This is a genomic window from Mycobacterium sp. 852002-51057_SCH5723018 (assembly GCF_001667035.1).
In the GTDB taxonomy this organism is placed as follows: Bacteria; Actinomycetota; Actinomycetes; order Mycobacteriales; family Mycobacteriaceae; genus Mycobacterium.
On the sequence record NZ_LZIR01000004.1, the window covers coordinates 202,530 to 220,756 of the forward strand.

At 66.3% G+C, this 18,227-nt stretch carries 16 protein-coding genes, 4 tRNA genes and 2 pseudogenes; 5 read left to right on the top strand and 17 right to left on the bottom strand.

Going from position 1 to position 18,227, the window contains the following annotated elements; translation table 11 throughout:
* Positions 1-48 precede the first annotated feature (48 nt).
* The 4 genes from A5764_RS01595 to A5764_RS01610 all read right to left on the bottom strand — a co-directional run bounded on the left by A5764_RS01595 (position 49) and on the right by A5764_RS01610 (position 5,296).
* Positions 49-2,130 carry an LCP family protein gene (locus A5764_RS01595; RefSeq protein ID WP_067107455.1) on the bottom strand — a complete coding sequence of 694 codons (2,082 nt, stop codon included), beginning with the start codon at positions 2,128-2,130 and terminating at the stop codon, positions 49-51.
* Positions 2,131-2,358: 228 nt separating this feature from the next.
* Positions 2,359-3,492, bottom strand: coding sequence for a tRNA dihydrouridine synthase DusB (gene dusB, locus A5764_RS01600; RefSeq protein WP_067107458.1), 1,134 nt, complete (start codon positions 3,490-3,492; stop codon positions 2,359-2,361).
* A gap of 8 nt (positions 3,493-3,500) precedes the next feature.
* Positions 3,501-4,517: an acyl-ACP desaturase gene (locus A5764_RS01605; RefSeq protein WP_067107461.1), complete on the bottom strand. Its 1,017-nt coding sequence runs from the start codon at positions 4,515-4,517 to the stop codon at positions 3,501-3,503.
* A gap of 164 nt (positions 4,518-4,681) precedes the next feature.
* Positions 4,682-5,296, bottom strand: coding sequence for a TetR/AcrR family transcriptional regulator (locus A5764_RS01610; RefSeq protein ID WP_156664445.1), 615 nt, complete (start codon positions 5,294-5,296; stop codon positions 4,682-4,684).
* A gap of 67 nt (positions 5,297-5,363) precedes the next feature.
* On the opposite strand from A5764_RS01610, the gene A5764_RS01615 reads away from it, so the two are divergent.
* Positions 5,364-6,404, top strand: a complete 1,041-nt coding sequence (locus tag A5764_RS01615) for an oxygenase MpaB family protein (protein ID WP_067107464.1) — start codon at positions 5,364-5,366, stop codon at positions 6,402-6,404.
* A gap of 24 nt (positions 6,405-6,428) precedes the next feature.
* On the opposite strand, the gene A5764_RS01620 is transcribed toward A5764_RS01615, so the two are convergent.
* The 3 genes from A5764_RS01620 to A5764_RS01630 are packed head-to-tail and all read right to left on the bottom strand — an operon-like array spanning position 6,429 to position 7,585.
* Positions 6,429-6,632, bottom strand: a complete 204-nt coding sequence (locus A5764_RS01620; RefSeq protein ID WP_067107466.1) for a zinc transporter Slc39a7 — start codon at positions 6,630-6,632, stop codon at positions 6,429-6,431.
* 38 nt (positions 6,633-6,670) lie between these two features.
* Entirely contained in the window at positions 6,671-7,039 is a 369-nt protein-coding gene (locus A5764_RS01625; protein ID WP_067107469.1) for a metalloregulator ArsR/SmtB family transcription factor, read from the bottom strand.
* 45 nt (positions 7,040-7,084) lie between these two features.
* Positions 7,085-7,585: a nucleoside deaminase gene (locus A5764_RS01630; protein ID WP_067107472.1), complete on the bottom strand. Its 501-nt coding sequence runs from the start codon at positions 7,583-7,585 to the stop codon at positions 7,085-7,087.
* Positions 7,586-7,672: 87 nt separating this feature from the next.
* Between A5764_RS01630 and A5764_RS01635 the strand changes: the two genes are divergently transcribed.
* Positions 7,673-8,581, top strand: a complete 909-nt coding sequence (locus A5764_RS01635; protein WP_067107476.1) for a class I SAM-dependent methyltransferase — start codon at positions 7,673-7,675, stop codon at positions 8,579-8,581.
* On the opposite strand, the gene A5764_RS01640 is transcribed toward A5764_RS01635, so the two are convergent.
* Both A5764_RS01640 and A5764_RS01645 read right to left on the bottom strand, forming a co-directional pair.
* Complete coding sequence (locus tag A5764_RS01640; protein ID WP_369807263.1) at positions 8,571-9,371, bottom strand: TIGR04255 family protein; 801 nt, start codon at positions 9,369-9,371, stop codon at positions 8,571-8,573. The genes A5764_RS01635 and A5764_RS01640 overlap by 11 nt on opposite strands.
* 61 nt (positions 9,372-9,432) lie before the next feature.
* A tRNA-Lys gene (locus A5764_RS01645) sits at positions 9,433-9,505 on the bottom strand.
* A 157-nt stretch (positions 9,506-9,662) separates the two neighbouring features.
* On the opposite strand from A5764_RS01645, the gene A5764_RS01650 reads away from it, so the two are divergent.
* The 3 genes from A5764_RS01650 to A5764_RS01660 all read left to right on the top strand — a co-directional run bounded on the left by A5764_RS01650 (position 9,663) and on the right by A5764_RS01660 (position 9,949).
* Positions 9,663-9,735: transfer RNA gene (locus A5764_RS01650), tRNA-Glu, on the top strand.
* A gap of 33 nt (positions 9,736-9,768) precedes the next feature.
* Positions 9,769-9,842: transfer RNA gene (locus A5764_RS01655), tRNA-Asp, on the top strand.
* A 30-nt stretch (positions 9,843-9,872) separates the two neighbouring features.
* A tRNA-Phe gene (locus tag A5764_RS01660) sits at positions 9,873-9,949 on the top strand.
* A gap of 18 nt (positions 9,950-9,967) precedes the next feature.
* Here A5764_RS01660 and A5764_RS29100 read toward each other — a convergent pair.
* From A5764_RS29100 to A5764_RS01695, 8 genes and pseudogenes are all read right to left on the bottom strand, one after another.
* Positions 9,968-10,081, bottom strand: a pseudogene (locus A5764_RS29100) (site-specific integrase); the annotation flags it as partial.
* 20 nt (positions 10,082-10,101) lie between these two features.
* A pseudogene (locus A5764_RS01665) lies at positions 10,102-11,331 on the bottom strand (cytochrome P450); the annotation flags it as partial.
* A 63-nt stretch (positions 11,332-11,394) separates the two neighbouring features.
* Positions 11,395-11,970, bottom strand: coding sequence for a hypothetical protein (locus tag A5764_RS01670; RefSeq protein ID WP_156664446.1), 576 nt, complete (start codon positions 11,968-11,970; stop codon positions 11,395-11,397).
* A 58-nt stretch (positions 11,971-12,028) separates the two neighbouring features.
* Complete coding sequence (locus A5764_RS01675; RefSeq protein WP_067107485.1) at positions 12,029-13,237, bottom strand: cytochrome P450; 1,209 nt, start codon at positions 13,235-13,237, stop codon at positions 12,029-12,031.
* Positions 13,238-13,358: 121 nt separating this feature from the next.
* The gene (locus A5764_RS01680) at positions 13,359-14,558 is read right to left on the bottom strand and encodes an acyl-CoA dehydrogenase family protein (protein ID WP_067107488.1); all 1,200 of its coding nucleotides are present in this window, start codon (positions 14,556-14,558) and stop codon (positions 13,359-13,361) included.
* Positions 14,559-14,569: 11 nt separating this feature from the next.
* Complete coding sequence (locus A5764_RS01685) at positions 14,570-15,652, bottom strand: acyl-CoA dehydrogenase (RefSeq protein WP_067107491.1); 1,083 nt, start codon at positions 15,650-15,652, stop codon at positions 14,570-14,572.
* 3 nt (positions 15,653-15,655) lie between these two features.
* Entirely contained in the window at positions 15,656-16,522 is an 867-nt protein-coding gene (locus A5764_RS01690; protein ID WP_067107494.1) for an amidohydrolase family protein, read from the bottom strand.
* A complete protein-coding gene (locus tag A5764_RS01695) occupies positions 16,519-18,168 on the bottom strand; it encodes an AMP-binding protein (RefSeq protein ID WP_067107497.1) in 1,650 nt (549 codons plus the stop codon). Before A5764_RS01695 ends, A5764_RS01690 begins: the two co-directional genes overlap by 4 nt.
* Positions 18,169-18,227: the final 59 nt, after the last annotated feature.

Sequence of the window (18,227 nt, forward strand, 5' to 3'; positions counted from 1 at the left end):
CTACGTTCTCGGCACCGAAAAGGGATGCCACCGTGCCACCAAAAATCTTTACTCGCAGGTGGTGTCGGCCGCGTTGGTCACCGTCAGGTCGTCGGGCAGGTTGGTTGGCGCGTTGCCCGACCCCCGCTCGATCGACATGCTGATCGACGAGCCGCTGGGCGCGGGATCGGTGACGGAGTGGAAGTCCGGGCCGAGCACCACCTGAACGACCTGCCCATAGCCCGAGACCCGCTGGATCTTAGCGTTCGCGAACGACGACGCCACGGTGGCCGCGGCCTGCTCGTTGCCGGGGGAGAACAACACCGTCGTCGTGCTCACCGAACTGGGATAGTCATCCGGCGTCATCACGTTGAAGCCGCCCCGCTTGAGTTGGCTCGTCGCCGTCGCCGCCAGCCCGCTCTGCGTGGTGGCGTTGGACACCCGGACCGTGACGTCCTGCGGCGAAGCCGTCGTGACCTGCTGGTGCTGGGCCTCCGGGACCGGGGCGGGCGTCGGCGTCTTTTTGGTGGTGGGCGCCTTCGTCGGCCCCGTGGTCGGGCCCGTTGCCGCCGTCGTGCCCAGATTCTTTGCGTTCTGGTCGTTTTCCTCGGGCAGCGGATCGTCGTTGATGATGGCATCGAAGAGCGCCCGCATGTCGGCCATGCGGGGCGGCTCGTCACCGTTCTGGTCCGTCACGCCGGTCGGCACGGTGACAAACGTCATGTGCCCGGCGGCCAGGCCCTGCAACGACTGTCCGAGTTGCACGAGGTCTTTGGTCTTGACGTTGTCGACGTAGGTGTCGCCGATCACCATGTTGACGACGTTGTTGAGCTTGTTCAGGTCGAACAACGTGTCCTCGGAGATCAAGGAACGCAACAGCGACGACAGGAACAACTGCTGGCGCTTGATGCGGCCGTAGTCACCGTTGGTTTCGGTGGTGACCTGGCGGGCCCGGACGTAGTTCAGCGCGGTGGGGCCGTCGATGACCTGTCGGCCCGCCTTTTCCAGGACCGTGCCCAGCTCGTAGTCGTGCAGCGCGGTGCTGCTGCATACCTCGACGCCGCCGAGGGCATCGACCATTTTCGCGAACCCGGCGAAGTCGACGGCGATGAACCGGTTGATGCTCAAACCCGATAGCTTCTGGATCACCTTGACCAGGCACTTGGGCCCGCCGAAGGCGAACGCCGAGTTGAGCTTGGTCTCGGTGTAGACCATCTTGGGGCCCAACGTCCCCTTTTTCTGGTCGTAGATGGGTCCGTACTTACCGGTGCTCGGATTCCAGGCCTCGCATTGCATCGGCGTGATCGCCAGGTCGCGCGGGAAGGACACGGCGACAACGCGTTTGCGGTTCGCCGGGATGTTGACCAGCATCACGGTGTCCGACCGCGCGCCATCGGCGTCATCGGTGTCGCCGGCGCCCATGTTGGCGTTGTCACCGGCGCGCGAGTCGACGCCGACGATCAGGAAGTCCTCGTCGCCGTACTGCGCATTGGGGTCGCGAATGTCGCCCGATTGCGGGTCGAGCGCGCTGATCATGTTGAGGCGGTTGTTCTTCGACGTGCTCCAATGCCACGCCCCACCGGTCAGGGCCAAGGCCACCACCGCGAACAGCGCGGCCATCGAGCGCGCGGCCAGCAAGATCGGGCGCCGGCGATGTTTGGGTTTGGGCTCGCGGGGCTCGGTCCTCTGCCGAGGGGCGGCGGCCTCCGGCTCGGGTTCGTCGCCGGTGGGGTAGTTGGCGGCGTCGAGGTCGGGAAGCTCCGGGACGATATCGAACGAGTAGGCCGGGGTGTCGATGACTTGCGTTTCCTGCAGGTCGACGGGCACCAGTGCATCCACGTCGTCCGGTTCGGGGTCCGGGGCGGCGCGACGGTGACTGGGCCGGTCGGGGGCGGGGGCGCCGACCTTGGCGATCAAGTCCGCGACGGTCAGTCCGCCGTCGGTGTGGCATCCCCCCTCGTCCGCGGCGTCTGCGGGGGGCTCGGCCGGTGCGGCGGGTTCGGTGGGCTCGAGCAGGGGCTGCTCGGCCTGCCATCGGTGCGCGTTGTGATCGGCCGGGGGTTGTGAGAACCGCTCCCACGGGGCCGCGCCCAGCGTCGTCTGCGGGGTGCGCCGGTGGTCAAGAGTGGCGTCAATGTCGCCGTCACCCATGTCCTATCGGCCTCCGAAGCTTCTGACGTGGACGTGTGGATGTCCGTGCGTACAGGTCAGTGCAGTGCTGCGGCTAATCAGCGCTGCAGTCTGCGGCTAGCCGCGGGTCGTACGGTGTCGTCGCGCCACCGCAGCGGCATCGAACCTACCCCCCACGAAAGCGCAATGCAGCAAGGCCCACATCGTACTGAGTTATCGCCGCAGACGCGATTTCGAGCGAGTTAACGTTCAGCCACCCGAGTGCATGACGTCGGCCCCGGCCGGCACCGTGCAATCGTCGGGGTCGGTCAACCAGCCGTCGGGCAGGGCCACGCGGGCCGGTGAGCCCTGCCGGCCCCGCGGGCCGGTCGCCGCGTCCGGGAAGGGGACGGCGACGTCCAACCGGTCGAGCAGCGCGTCGAGTTCGTCGAGCGTCTTGACCAGCGCCAGCGACCGCCGCAACTCGGATCCGGCGGGAAAGCCGTGCAGGTACCAGGCGATGTGCTTGCGGATGTCGCGCATGCCCTTCTCCTCGCCGAAATGCGCGGCCAGCAACCGGCCGTGCCGTCGGACGATCTCGGCGACCTCGCCGAGCGCGGGCGGCGTCGGTGCCGGGGCGCCGGTGAAGGCGGCCGACAGCTCGGCGAAGAGCCACGGCCGGCCCAGGCAGCCACGGCCGATGACGACGCCGTCGCAGCCGGTGCTGGCCATCATCGCCAGCGCGTCGCTGGCGTCGTAGATGTCGCCGTTGCCGAGCACCGGAATGGTCCGCACATGCTGCTTGAGCTCCGCGATCTGTTTCCAATCGGCGGTGCCGGAGTAGCGTTGCGCCGCCGTGCGGGCATGCAGGGCGACCGCCGCGGCCCCCTCGGCCTCGGCGATGCGGCCGGCGTCCAGGTGCGTGTGGTGCTCATCGTCGATGCCGATGCGGAACTTCACCGTCACCGGAATGTCGGTTCCTTCGGTGGCGCGCACCGCTGCGGCGACAATCTGGCCGAACAGCCGCCGCTTGAACGGCAGCGCCGCGCCGCCGCCCCGCCTGGTGACCTTCGGCACCGGGCAGCCGAAGTTCATGTCGATGTGGTCGGCCAAGCCCTCGTCCGCGATCATGCGGGCGGCCGCATACGTCGTCTCCGGGTCGACGGTGTAGAGCTGCAGCGAGCGCGGCGATTCGTCCGGGGCGAACGTCGTCATGTGCATAGTGACCGGGTGTCGCTCGACGAGCGCACGCGCGGTGACCATCTCGCAGACGTACAGGCCGCTGACCGTGCCGACCATCGACTGCTCCAGCTCACGACACAGCGTCCGGAATGCGACGTTGGTCACACCGGCCATCGGGGCCAGCACCACCGGACTGACGAGCTCAATCGGACCGATACGCAAAGGCCCGCCTACCGACGGCTCATGACCAGCTTGCCTGCGGTCCTATGCAGCTCTTTAGCGGTGACCTTCTTGCCCGTGCGGGCCTCCCGCTCGAGGTAGCGCTGCTTGGACGCGTCGAACTTGTCGCACTCTGCTTCGAGCTCCACCATGAGGTTGCCGAGGTCCTCCTGCATCCAGGCGGCCTCCCCCGTGAAGTCGGTGCGCTCGAGGATGCGCCACTTCTTCAGCACCGGCTTGACCACCTCTTCCAGGTGGATCCGGATGTCGTACACACCGCCGACGGCAATGACCACGGCCTTGCGACGGAACTCGGGGACCAGGAAGCCAGGCATCTTGAAGTGGCGCAGCACCAGGTGCAGTGACTTCATCGCCTGGTCGGGGGCGAGGTCGAAGGCGGCCTCGCTGACGTCACGGTAGAAGATCATGTGCAGATTCTCGTCGGCCGAGATTTTGGCCATCAGCTGATCGGCGACCGGTTCATTGCAGGCCTTGCCGGTGTTGCGGTGCGAGACCCGGGTCGCCAGCTCCTGGAACGTGACATAGATGACCGAGTCGGTGAGGCGCTCGGCGAAATACTCACCCTGGTGGTTCTGGCCGGGGCTGAAACCCCGGTTGACCACCTCGAGACGAAGCAACTCCAACTCGACCGGGTCGACGGCACGCGTCACCACCAGGTAATCGCGCAGCGCCATGCCGTGCCGGTTCTCCTCGGCGGTCCAGCGGTTGACCCACTGACCCCAGGCGCCGTCCATGCCGAAATTCATGGCGATCTCGCGGTGGTACGACGGCAGGTTGTCCTCGGTGACGAGGTTCTGCACCATCGCGACCTGCGCGACGTCGGACAGCTTGCTCTGCTCGGGGTCCCAGTCCTGCCCGCCGAGCGCATAGAAGTTCTTGCCGTCCGACCACGGGATGTAGTCGTGCGGGTTCCAATTCTTGTGCATGCTGATGTGCCGGTTCAGGTACTTCTCGACGACCGGCTCCAGTTCGTGCAACAGCTGTAGGTCGGTCAGCTCGGCTGACATAGGGCCTCCAGTTATCTGTGTCTGCGGGTAGCAGTCAATATATCTGTGTCGGTCGGTAGCATCAAGTTTCGCTCCGGCACGGCATGTCACAGTTCGAAACGAACAAACCAGCCGCGGGAAAACCCCACCCATGCGGCTAACCGATGCGGCGCGGCTGAAAACCGTCAGTCGTGTTTCGCCTGCTCGGCCGGCCGGACATATGGGGCGGCCGTCGTGAACAGCATGTTGACGCAATAGTCGATGAATTGCCTGCGCGTGGCGCCGAGCTGGCCGTTGAGGTAGGCGGTGAACAGGCTGGTCAGCGCGCCGACCAGGCTGGTCGCGATCATCTTCTGCAGCACCGGTTCGCCGATCCGGGACAACTTGTGCTGCAGCAAATCAATGAAGTTGGGCATCCACTCCGCGCCCGATTGGGTCAGTACCGGCTCTACCGCCGGGGCAAGCAGCAGCACCCGCCCGCGCACGGGGTCGTCGACCATCAGCTCGACGAATTGTTCGACGGCTTCCCGCGGGGTTTTCGCCGAAGTGAGGGTATCCATCGCACGTGTGCAGACATCGTCATAGACGGCGCGCACGAATTCGTCACGGTCGGAGAAGCTTTCGTAGAAGTAGCGTTCGGTGAGGGCGGCCTTGCGGCACACCGCGCGGACGGTCAGCGCTGGGCCGGCGTCGCTGCCCAGCAGCTGCACACCGGCGGTGATGAGGTTGTCGCGGCGGAGGGCGAGGCGGCTCTCCAGGGGGACGCCGGTCCAACGTCCCCGTCGTTGACCGGTTTGCACATCGCTCCTAAGCTGGAAAGTGACAACGCATGTAGTCAGAATTGCCGATACTTAACAGGATCTAATAGTGACCCAACATACGTCTGATGCCCGCTCCCGGACCAGCGGCGGAGCCAGTAGCGATGCGACGGCCGTGGCCGGCGAGGGCGTGGCCGGCGGCTGTCCGGTGTCGCCGCTGGGCTACGAAGCGCCGCCCGCACCGCTCGGCCCCGATTCGCTGACATGGCGATACTTCGGGGATTGGCGCGGCATGCTGCAAGGCCCGTGGGCGGGATCGATGCAGAACATGCATCCGCAACTGGGTGCGGCCGTCATCGACCATTCGACGTTCTTCCGGGAGCGCTGGCCACGCCTGCTGCGCTCGCTGTACCCGATCGGCGGCGTGGTTTTCGACGGTGACCGCGCCCCGATAACCGGCGCCGAGGTGCGCGACTACCACACGGCCATCAAGGGGATTGACGAACAGGGTCGCCGATACCACGCGCTGAACCCGGACGTCTTCTATTGGGCACATGCCACCTTCTTCGTAGGCACCATCCATGTGGCCGAACGGTTTTGCGGTGGGTTGACCGAAGCGCAGAAGCGGCAGCTGTTCGACGAGCACGTCGAGTGGTACCGCATGTACGGAATGAGTATGCGACCGGTGCCGGCGTCCTGGGAAGACTTCCAAGTCTACTGGGATAACATGTGCCGCAACGTGTTAGAAGACAACTTCGCCGCACGTGCGGTGCTCGATCTGACCGAGCTGGCCAAACCGCCGTTCGCCCAATGGCTTCCGGACTGGTTGTGGGCCGCGCAGCGCAAGCTGCTTGCACCGTTCTTCGTGTGGGTGACCGTCGGTCTCTACGATCCGCCGGTGCGTGAGCTGATGGGCTACCGGTGGTCGCGCCGCGACGAATGGCTGCACCGGCGTTTCGGCGGTGCCGTCCGTCTCGTCTTCGCCTTCGTGCCAACGCGATACCGCAAACATCCACGGGCCCGCGCGGGCTGGGACCGCGCCACCCGGCGAATCCCGGCCGACACACCGCTGGTGCACACGCCGGTGCGCAACCTGCCCCCGTTGGATGAGCGCGACAACCCGAAGCACTACTGCCCCAACGTTTCCTAGAACACCCGACTCAGCCCGGCGGGCTTACCTGTGGGCGTGGCTGTGCTGGTCTTGCAGCTCGGACTGGTGCACGTGCGGGTGTGTGTGCTCGGTTCCGTCCTCGTGGATGTGCAGGTGCTCGTGCGTGACGTGGTCGTGCTCGTGCGTGGTGTGCTCGTGTGTGTGGGTCACGTCGGCGTGCTGATGTTCGTGGGCGTGCGGCGCCTCGTGGGCGTGCTGTTCGGTCATGGCGTGTTATCCATCCTTGAAATACCGTGTGTTCCTGACTATTCGGTGACTGCCCGCAGCCCGCTCTGGCCGCGGTGATGACGCGGAACCCCGGGACCGGCGTGCTCGGCGTTGCAGACCGCGTCGATGACGAGCTGGCGGACGTGGTCGTTCTCCAGGCTGTAGAAGATGGTGGTCCCTTCCCGGCGGGTGCGGACCAGGCGGGCCATCCGCAGCTTCGCAAGGTGCTGCGAAACCGACGGCGCGGGCTTGCCCACGTGCTCGGCGAGCTCGTTGACCGACATCTCGCGATGCGTCAGCGACCAGAGCACCTGCACGCGGGTGGCGTCGGCCAACATCCGGAATACCTCGACCACCAGACTGGCCTGGTCGTCCGGCAAGCGGCCTTCGCTATTACCTGCATGCATACGCAGATAGTAGCGAAGCGGCGCTGCGGTTGCAATGCCGATCCGTTAGCCCGGCGGGACCACCGTGGACTTGCGCTGCCCGCCGTTGCGTTCGTTCCACAGCCGGTAGACGTCCACCGCGGTCGCTTGGTGTTGGTAGCGCATCGGCAGCCGACGCTGATCCCACGGCTTGGCGAATTCGTCGTAGAACGTGGAGACCTCGAAGTATTTGCGGTCATCGAGGTAGTACTGCTCGTAGGACTCGCGGGTGATCAGGAAGATGACTTCCTTGGGCGAGCAGTAATACAGCGAGCCCAGGCACATCGGGCATGGGTGCGCCAGCACATAGATGGTCACGTCGACCAGGTGCTCGGTGCCCAGTTTCGTGCACGCCTCCCGGATGGCGAGGATCTCCGCGTGCGCGGTCGGATCGTTCGTCTGGGCCACCTTGTTGGCGCTCTCGGCGAGGACCACACCGTCCTTGACGATCACCGTCGCGAAGGGCCGACCGCCTTCGGTGACGTTCTGGCGGGCCAGGTCGATCGTCCGCTGGGCGAAGTCGGTCACAGGTCGCAGGGTAGTACGGTCCGAGCCTTGTTGGCCCTGTGGTAGTAACTAGATTGTCTATATTTCTGTTTCGGGATAGGAAGCATCATGGCTCGCACCGATAGTGATCGTTGGGATCTGGCGACGAGCGTCGGCGCGACCGCGACCATGGTCGCCGCCCAGCGGGCGCTGTCCACCGACGAGAAGTTGATCGACGACCCCTACGCCGCCCCATTGGTCCGCGCCGTCGGAATCGACGTCTATGTCCGGTTGGTCAACGGGCAGATCCCGGTGGGTGGGGATTCCGAGTTCGATCCTCAGCGAATGGCCCGGGGGATGGGCTGCCGAACGAGGTTCTACGACGAGTTCTTCCTCGCGGCGACCCGGAGCGGCGTCGGCCAGGTCGTCATCCTCGCGTCCGGACTTGATTCGCGCGCGTACCGGCTGCCGTGGCCGGCGGGGACCGTGGTCTACGAGGTCGACATGCCGGAGGTGATCGAGTTCAAGACCCTGACGCTGAGCGACCTCGGCGCCGAGCCGACCGCCGAGCGGCGCACCGTCGCGATCGACCTGCGCGACGACTGGGCCACCGCGTTGCGAGACGCGGGATTCGATCCGCAGGAGCCCGCGGCATGGAGCGCCGAAGGCTTGTTGGTGTACCTGCCCGACGCGGCCCAGGACGCGCTGTTCGACAACATCACCGCCTTGAGCGCCCCCGGTAGCCGGCTGGCTTTCGAATTCTTGCCCGACACCGCGGTTTTCGCCGACGCGCGGTGGCGCTCCCACCACGACCGGATGAGCGAACTCGGGTTCGAGATCGACTTGAACGACCTCGTCTACCACGGACAGCGCAGCCACATCCTGGACCACCTGAGCCTGCGCGGCTGGCGCACCTCGTCGCAGACCGTCAAGGAGCTGCACGCGGCCAACGGCTTCGTCTATCCCGACGACGACCTCGCTCAGGCCTTCGCCGACGTGACGTACAGCAGCGCCGTGCTGGGAGCGCCTACCGGCTGAGCAGGTCGTCCTTCAGGCGGCTGGTGAGCATCTCCTGAAACACCGTGCGAGCGGGGTCGTAGAGATCCTGGAAGGTCGTCGCCACCGCGTTGCGGTCGAACTCGGGGATGGAGCCGGTCGGCGTCCAGAAGCTGTCGATGTCCAGCAGGAAGAACGGCCCCTGCTGGGCCGGCAGCGTGCGGCGCAGGTGGTAGCTCGCGTCGAGCGCCTGGCCCACGCCCGGGCCGTAGCGCACGATCATCGACTTGCCCGGCTGAGCTTCGCGGTAGACCGCGGCGCCCTGCCATTCGGTCAGGGTCAGCCCGGCGGGCGCGATGCGCTGGGGTCCGAGCAGCGGTTCCGCGATCCAGTTGCCCCACTCGATGCGGCCGTCGACACCCACGGGGACGCGGACCTCGAGGACATAGCGCAGACCGAGGCGCTCCACCCCGACGATCTCGGACACCTGTGAGCGAGCTTCAATGACCCGCATCGCAACCTCGAGCAGCGTCTCGAAGTTCGTGTAAGCGGTGGTCTCGATGACGACCGCCTGGGTCTTGATCGAGGCGGCAAGTGTGTTGTCGCGGTTGACGTAACGGACAAAGCGCTCGGCGGCCGGCGCCGGGCTTCCACCGGCACCCATCGACCAGGCGACATCTTGCGCCTGGCGCTCGATGGGCAGGAGGTCGGCGAACGCGCGTCTGAGATCTGCGCTCGATGAATCGGCGAGGGAATCCGCTGCCGGGTGACGGATTTCCATGGTCACCAGGGCTACGGGAGCGTTAGGGGAGGAGGCCGCTTCGACAGTCATCTTGCGAAGCATAGCCAAGCCGTTTTGCGGCTAAACCACGGCCATCCCCAGCCGCTGTCGGTGCCCCCACTAGGACTCGAACCTAGGACCTGCGGATTAAAAGTCCGTAGCTCTACCAACTGAGCTATAGGGGCGCGAAGACTCAGAATACTGCGTCCGAAACGTCGCTCGAATGTCGCTCGAACGTCACTCCAACGGCGCTCGTTTGAGGATTCGGGCCGCGGTAACCTAAGCTGACGTGGCTCCCAACGCTACCTGCGTTGCGAGTGCCCCCGGAGAGATTCGGTTCTGGCCCCCTTCGTCTAGCGGCCTAGGACGCCGCCCTTTCAAGGCGGTAGCGCGGGTTCGAATCCCGTAGGGGGTACTCTGCGACGCGGATGACGCGGAGCAGCAGCATGGCCCTGTGGCGCAGTTGGTTAGCGCGCCGCCCTGTCACGGCGGAGGTCGCGGGTTCGAGTCCCGTCAGGGTCGCCCAGCACGGCGAGGCACTCGCTGCCTTCCGGCCAGGTAGCTCAGTCGGTACGAGCGTCCGCCTGAAAAGCGGAAGGTCGGCGGTTCGATCCCGCCCCTGGCCACCAGTTTGAGCTGCACGGACGCGGTGACAGCACTTCCTGTCCGTTCGCCTGGTTCGCGGCGGAGCTATGGAGCCGGTCAAGGTTCGTGGCTACGTGGTCGAGTTCATCCGAGTAGAGGTCGCTGTAGATATTCGCTGGTCCGCGTGCGGCTCGCTTGCCAGGCTGTATCGGATGGGTAGGTGTTTGAGTCCGCCCACGAATGTGGTGGCGATGTGTTCAGGAGCGCCGGCCAGCTCGATGTCGGTCAGGCGCGGTAATAGGGTGGAGAAGAAGCTGCTGATTTCCATGCGAGCCAGGGCGGCGCCGAGGCAGAAATGTACTCCGTGTCCGAAGGCTATGTGGCGGTTGGGGTCTCGGGTGATATCGAAGTCGAAGGGGCGGTCGAATACCTCTTTGTCGCGGTTGGCTGACACATAGGAAAGTAGAACCGATTGTCCTTTGGCGATGGGGACGCCGCGGACGGTGGTGTTGCGTGCGGCGGTGCGCATGAACGCCTTGACCGGGCTGACCCAGCGGATCATCTCTTCGGTGGCCAGTGGTTGCAGTCCGGGATCGGTTTGCAACCGCCGGTGCTGCTCGGGGTGATCGATGAGGGCGTGCAGTCCGCCGGAGATGACGGCGCTGGTGGTGTCGTGGCCGGCGGTGGCCACGATGAGGTAGTAGGAGACGGTGTCGATGTCGGAGAGGGGTTCGCCGTCGAGCCGGGCGTTCGCGATTGCCGAGCCGAGGTCCGGGGTGGGGCGTTTGCGTCGCTGGGCGGTCAGATCGGTGAAGTAGCTGAACATTTCGAGCAGTGCGGGGCCCTGTTCCTCGATCGTGGGCCGCTTGTATTCGGCATCGTCATTGCCGAACAGCTCTTGGGTGAGTTTGAGCATCAGCGGATAGTCCGATTCGGGGATGCCCAGCAATGACATGATGACGTAAAGCGGAAACTTGACTGCGATGCGTTGAACAAAGTCGCACTGCCCGCCGATCTCGGCCATTTCGGTGACGTAGCTAGCGGCCAGCTCGTCGATACGGGTCTGAAGGGCGCGCATCGCCTTGGGCTTGAACCAATCCCCGGCGATCGCGCGGACCTTGCGGTGCTGTTGGCCGTCGAGGTGGATCAGTGTGTTCACGCCGCTGTTGGCTGCCAGCTCGTCGGCTTCGGCGGTGATGAGGATGGGGCGCGGCGCATTGGTGAAGGTGGTGTTGTCGCGTTCGATGTCGGTGATGTCGACGTGCCGGGTGATCGCCCAAAATGGTCGGTAGTGGGGCTGCTCTACCCATGCGACGGGCGCGTCGCGGCGCAACCGGGTCAGCGCGGTGTGCAGCGCAACCTCGTCGGTGTAGGAGTGCGGGTCGGCCAGGACGTGGGCGGGGTTTGCATTGATGGGGGCTGACATTGGGGTCTCCTCCTCTAGCCGGGGACGGTGCTGTAGACGGCTGGGCGTTGGGCGCGATGGTGGTCACCCGACCGCGATGGTGACCGGAGTCAGGTCGGGGTTGCCGGGGACGCACAAGGTGCCCAGTCCGTAGAACCGCTCGGCGTCACCAATCGCGGATCCTTCGGTGGGGCAGGCCATCTGCGCGGAGGCCTTGAAGGCTCGAGCGGCCGCGGTCAGACGGTGCTCGATCGCCATCAAATGTGGACGCATGTCCGCGGGTGGATCGCCCCACAGGGTGATCTCGGCACGACCACGGCGTATACGCGCCAACGTGTCATCGTGGACCGCATCACGCCTGGCCACAGCCGTGCTGGACACCGCTAGCGCGGTACGCGACGACCAGGGCGCCACGCCGTCGGATCCGTCGTAGTATGCGCAGTCGGCGCCTAGAATCTGCAGCGGACGCGGGTGGAGGTCGTCGAGCACGAAGACGCGCACCGTCCAGCCTTCGCGCATGCGGTCGAACATCAGCCCTCCTGCGGCGTGCACGGCGTCGGTGGTGTCGGCTGCTACAACGTCGAGGGTGTAGCCACACGGATCCCTGGTCGCGAGCCTGGCCATGCTGAGATGAGCGCGCCGCGGCGTAAGAGTCTTCATTGGTGTCGAACTCCTTCTTCGGACGCCGGCTACCGACCGAGAGCCTGGGCGGATGCTGTCATGGCCGGGCCCGAACGGGAACGCTGGCCCAGCCGGCGACGCTGGTCATCCGCACGCGGGTCAGCCGGGCGTAATCCACGTCGTAGTCATCGAAGAGATCGAGCAGATACTCGAGGGCGATGGCGCTTTCGGCGCGTGCCAGCGCCGCACCCAGGCAGCTGTGGACGCCGTAGCCGAACCCAAGGTTTTGAGCCTCGCCGCGGTCGCGGTGGATGTCGAAGGAGTCGGCGTTGGTGAAGGCGCGTTCGTCGCGGTTGGCCGAGGCCTCGATCAGCAGAACGGGTTTGGCGGCCGGAATGGTGACGTCGTGCAACCGGACCGGTTTGTGGGTGTAGCGCACCGCGTACTGGGCAGGCGCCTCAAAGCGTAATGCTTCTTCGACGGCGGCAGGAATCGAGGCACGGTCGGTCTGCAAATGGTGCCATTGATCGGGGTGTCGAGATAGCTGCACTATTGCGTTGCCGATCAGCTTGGTGACGGTTTCGGCTCCGGCGCCGCCCAATAGGGTGCAAAATGCGGCGATCTCGATGTCGGTGAGGCTGGTGCGGCTACCGGCCTCGCGCTCGACCTCCACCGTCGTCAACGCGGTGATCATGTCGTCGCAGGGTTGGGCGCGGCGCTGCTGAATGAGTTGGTAGTACAGCATGCCGGTGTTGCGCATCGCCTCGATGCCGGCGCGCGACATTCCGAGCTTGCCGGCGCGGCGTTCCAGCGAGGTGTCGAGCCATAGCCGCACGTGTTGTCGGTCGGATTCGGGAACTCCGAGCATGGTGGTGATCACCTCGACGGGGAACAGGCCGGAGAAGTCGCCGATGATGTCGAACCCCATAGCGGGGTTGACTCGACTCAGGTAGTGACGCACCGTCTTTCGGATCAGCGGGTCCAGTTTTCGGATGGCGCGCGGGGTGAAGACCTTGTTGACCAGGCTGCGCATCCGGCGATGCTCGGGAGGGTCCATCGTGATGATCGAGGCGCCGGGGTCCTCGCCGAGCAGGATCTGGTCGAGGGTGACGCCTTTGGCCGAGGAGTAGGTGTCGGTGTCCTTCAGTGCGGCGGCGACGTCGGCGTGGCGGGTCAGGGCGTAGAAGTCGTACTGCGGGTTGTAGTAGACGGGTGCTTCCTCGCGCATCCGCCGGTAGGTGTCGTAGGGGTTGCTGAAGTATTCCTCGGAGAACGGGTCGAACGTCACCGGCGGCGGGCTCGTCACCTGGTCGTCTCCGCACGGGTTCCCGCGGTAGGGCTCTTTTGGCGCTGCTGCGGCCTGTCCCAGCAGTGGTCACCGAAGACACTGTGCGGCAGCGGGTTCGGGGGCGGCGCGGCGTGGTTGATCACGTGTTCTTCTCCGCCGGAGCTGCGTAGGCCGGTTTACCTAGTCCTAGGACGTATTGGGCGATCATGTTGCGGAACACCTCGACGGTTCCGCCGTAAATCGCGACCAGGGGCGCGAACCGGAATAGGTATTCGGCCGCGCCGTCGTCGGCGGATCCGTGCGCGCCGATCGGCAATGCCGCCGCTGATCCGAGGGTGTCCATCATGTCGGCGGACACCTCGCGCAGGGCTTGGGCGATGGCGACGCGTCCCAGGATGTTCGGTGTGGATAGGGCCGCTTCCACGCGGGCGTAGTCGCGGCCCAGCCGGTATCCGACGGACTGGTCGTCGGCCAGGCGGCGACCGTGCCGGTCGGGCCGGTAGGCGCGTGCAATGGCGTCGTCGAGGGCTTGGGCGAGCATGTCGGCCTGCTGTTGCATCACGGCGATGTCTTGTAACCCGTCGGCGTTGGCGTCCACCGCGCCGTGTTCGGCGTTGAGGGGGTCGCGCAGCACTGTCCAGCCGCCGTTGACCTCGCCCATGCGGTACTTGTCGGGGACACGCACGTCGTTGTAGTAGGTGAGGTTGGTGCGGTCGCCGTCGACGCAGCGCACAGCGTGGATGTCGATGCCCGGTAGATGCAGGGGTACCAGGAACATGGTCAGGCTGTCGCGTTTGGGAGCGTCGGGGCTGGTGTTGGTGATCAGGAAGACGTACTGGGAGATGTGGGCGCCGGTGGTGAACATTTTGGCGCCATTAATGACCCAGCTAGATCCGTCGCCGTCGCGCACCGCGCGGGTCTTGCAGGTCATGATGTCCGAACCGCCCTCGGGTTCGGTGTATCCGAGGCAGAGTCGGATGCGACCGGTGCACACTCCGGGTAGCACCTCGTCTTGCAGTTCGGGGCGGGCGAACTTGCGCACTGCTCGCGCGACCATGGCGGTGGTGCCCCATGCGATGTAGGGGGCGCGGGCGCGGCGCTTCTCCAGTTCGAAGATGCGCCGCTGCAGCCGAGTGAGCCCGCCCTCGGCGTGTGGGGTGAGCTGCGCAGCCAGCCAGCCGTGCGCGCCGAGCGCCAGGTGCACCGTCTCGTCGAAGCTTTCGCCGGTGTCGTGCACCCGGCGTTTGACGTCGTCGGTGACGTGGGTCTGCAGGAAATCGCGGGCTCGGGCAGCGAAAGCGGCCTCCTCGTCAGTGAGGGCGATGCGGGAGAAGTCCATGGGCTGTCCTCCTAGGCCGGGGTGGGTCGGGCTACCGGCGGGGTGCTCAGGAGGTGGGCGCTGGACTCACGGTCGTTGACCAGTTCGGTGATGTGCCGGGCGGTGTGGGCTGGATCGCCGCCGGCTAGCGCCCACCCGCGGACGCGCACCAGGTAGGCGCTGGCGGCGGCTTCGGCGGATACCCCCAGCCCGCCCTGAACGTGTACTGCGACCGCGGCGGCTCGGGGGGCTTCGCCGGCGATGTAAACAAAGGCGCAGCTGGGCAGTTCGGGACGAGCGTGGGGCTCGTTGTCGGCGAACCATGCGGCGCGTCGATTCAAGTTCCTTGCGCCGGCGACGATGATGGCGATGTCGGCCAGCGGGTGGGAGATCGCTTGCAGGGAGGCGATCGGGACGCCGAGGGTGTAGCGGGTCTTGGCGAATGCGGCGGCGATGAGCATCGTCGCCTCGGTCGCGCCGGTCAGTGCCGCGGCGGTCAGCAGGCGCCATTCGTCGAGGGCGTGTTGATAGGCCTCCAGCGCGGCAGGCCCAGAAGCCAGCACCTGGCGGTCAGCGGCCGCGGCGGGGTCCACCCAGGCCATCGGCATACAGCCGACGTTGTCGACCGCGGCGGGTTGGGTGTCGAAGCGCACGGCAACCACGTCGTGGCCGTCGCGGACGATAAGGTGCTCGGCGATCGCCGCGGCCGGCAGCAGTCGGGCGCCGACGTTGTTGTCCTGGTGGGGATCTAAGCCACAGATCTGGTCACCGCAACGGACCTCGGCAGGCACGTCGGTCAGCTGGCCCCACAACCGCGACGCGGCGACATGGTCGATCCACGGTACCGATGCGAGCGCACGACCGATTTCCTCGGCGACCAGAGTCAGGTCGACCAGGGTGGCGCCGTCGCCGCCGACAGTCTCGGGCAGCGCCATGGCGGTAGCGCGGGTCGCGCACAACTGACGCCAGAGACTGGCGTCGAAGCCGAGGGGTTCGGCCGCGCGGACCGTCTCGATCGGGCAGTGCGCGGTGAAGAATTGTCGGTAGAGCGACTGCAGGTCGGTGTGGTCCCGCGACAAGCTGTAGTCCAGTCGACGCAACTCGTGGCGGTCCATGACTCAGACGTTCCTAACGGCCGCGCCGGTGCGGGGCGGGGCGGGGCGCGGGGCGAAGAAGAAGTCTTCGGCGTTGTCGTGCAGGTACTTCCGCAGAACCTCGGCTGGCAGGTCCAGCGCGGTAGCTTCGGGGATGACGCGGTGTTGGCGCAACACCGGGTAGTCCGAGGCGAAGATGACCTTGTCGGGTCCGCGGGTGCGCATGTAGTGCAGCAGTGATTCGGGTAAGCGTTTCGGCGACCACGCCGAGGTCATCAGTCGCAGGTTTTGATACTTGATCAGCATCCGGATCGCCACGTCCCACCACGGGTCGGCACCGTGGATCATGCACAGCCGCAGTTCGGGGAACCGCACGCACACCCGGTCCAGATGTATGGGGTGCTGCACCTCGCCGGGAATGGGGGGTCCGGGAATCCCGGTGTTGACGCATAGCGGCAGGTCGATCTCGGCGCACTTGGCGTACAGGGGGTAGTACACGGCGTCGCTGGGCGGGTAGTGGCCATCGCCCCAGAAGCTGGGTCCCACCACGGCGTAGGCGACGGGCAGATCGGCTGCCAGTACGGTCAACTCGCGCAACGAGGCCACCGGGCGCAGCAGGTTAACCCCACCCAGCGCCAGGGCGAACCGGTCGGGATTTTGCTCGACGAACGCGCGCGCGGTCGCCGAGGGTTTGGCGATGTTGTCCATCAGAATCGCCTTGGTGACGGCGTGGGCGTCCATTTCGTCGAGCAGCGCAGGTAGTTCGACCTGCTCGTAGAGCGAGGCGGGGCCTTTGAAGTAGTCGTCGCGCACTTTCAGCATGAACTGCGGTTGTTGGGCGGTTTCACCGAAGTGGACATTGACCAGACAGTCGATCACGTTGGGGCTCATACCATCTCCGGGTCGTGGGTCGCGCCGGCGGCGTGTTCGGAGCCGGCGGCTGCCGCGCGTGCGGCCCACCGGTAGTCGGCCTTGCCGGTGCCTAGGCGGCGCACGGCGTCAACGAAGACGAACGCCTTGGGGGTTTTGAACCCGGCCAGCTGACTGCGACAGTGGCCGCGCAACTGATCTGCATCCACCGAGTGCCCCGGGATGGTGGCGATCACGGCGGTGACTTCGTGTCCCCACCGGGGGTGAGGCCGACCTACAACCACCGCGTCGGCGACGCCGGCGTAGCCGCGCAGGACTTCCTCGACCTCTTCGACGAACACCTTCTCTCCGCCGGTGTTGACGACCAGCGAATCGCGGCCCAGCAGCTCGATGGTGCCGTCGGATCCGATGCGGGCACGATCGCCCGGGATCGACATCCGGTGCCCGTCGACGATCGGGAAGGTCGCCTCGGTGGCGGCCGGGTCGTTGAAATAGCCCATCGGGATGCGGCCCGTCTTGGCGGCCCACCCGATCTCGGTGTCGCCGGCGCCCAGCACGCGGCGGCGGTCCTCGGAAAGGACCACTCCTCCCGTCCAGGCCGCGAAGGTGTGCGACTGCTGACCCGAGCGGCTCTGCCCGTAGCCCAGGCCGCCGGTTTCCGACGATCCGTAGCCGTCGATGATCGACAGCCGCGGCAACCGGTCCACGAGTGCCCGTTTGTGCTGCGGGTGGGTGGCCGCGCCGCCGGTGGCCAAGATGGACAGTTGGGTCAGGTCGTAGTCGGCGCGGCCCAGTTCGGCGGCCAACGGTGCGGCGTAGGCGTCACCGACGATGCTCATCATCGACACCTGGTGGTGTGCGGCGGTGCGCCACACCGCCGCGGGGTCGAAGGGCTCACGGTCATCGTGCAGCACCACGGTGTGGGCGCCCAGAATGGCGGCGAACGCGCTCCACAGGCCCAGGGCATGCATCAGCGGTGAGACGGGAAACCACGTTTGTCCGCCCGCGCGGGCGAGTTCGGCGATCGCCTCGATGTCGGGGTGGTCGGCGCCGCCCATCGACGAGACGTACATGTCGCCTTGGCGCCACAGCACCCCTTTGGGTCGGCCGGTGGTCCCGCCGGTGCAGATCATGACGAGGTCATCCGGGGACGTCTCGGCCGGCCGGTGGGAGTCGCCCCGTTGCACCGCGGTGTCGTAGTCGACCGCGTCGGGCAGCATCGGCGTGTCGCTGCCGTCATCGACCGAGATCAGCAGCGAGGTGATGGCCGGGTCGACAGCTTGGGCAACGACGGGTCCGAAACTGCGGTGATAAAACACCGCGCGCGGCTCGACGTAGGACAGCAGATCGGCGACCTCGGCGGCGGTGTAGTTGTAGTTGACGTTGACCGGGGCAGTGCGCGCCTTCGTCGCGGCCAGAAACGCCTCGGGGTATCGGTCGTTGCGCATCAGCAGCGCCACCCGGTCCTGGCCGCAGTGCCAGCGCTGCAGCGGCCCGCTCTGGTCGACGACGCCGAGTCCCTGATCGATCAGGAAGTTCGCCAGCCTGGTGGTGTCTTGGGCCGCGGCGCCGAAAGTCCTGACGCGGGAGCCGCAACGGGTCATCGTGCGCTCCGGCACGCTGGCGGCGATGGCATCGAGGACCGCCGCGAAGGACCATTGGGTCATGGCTGGCCTTTCGGGATGAGCGGCGGCGGGAAGGCGTCGCGGACCCGTCGCCGGGCCGC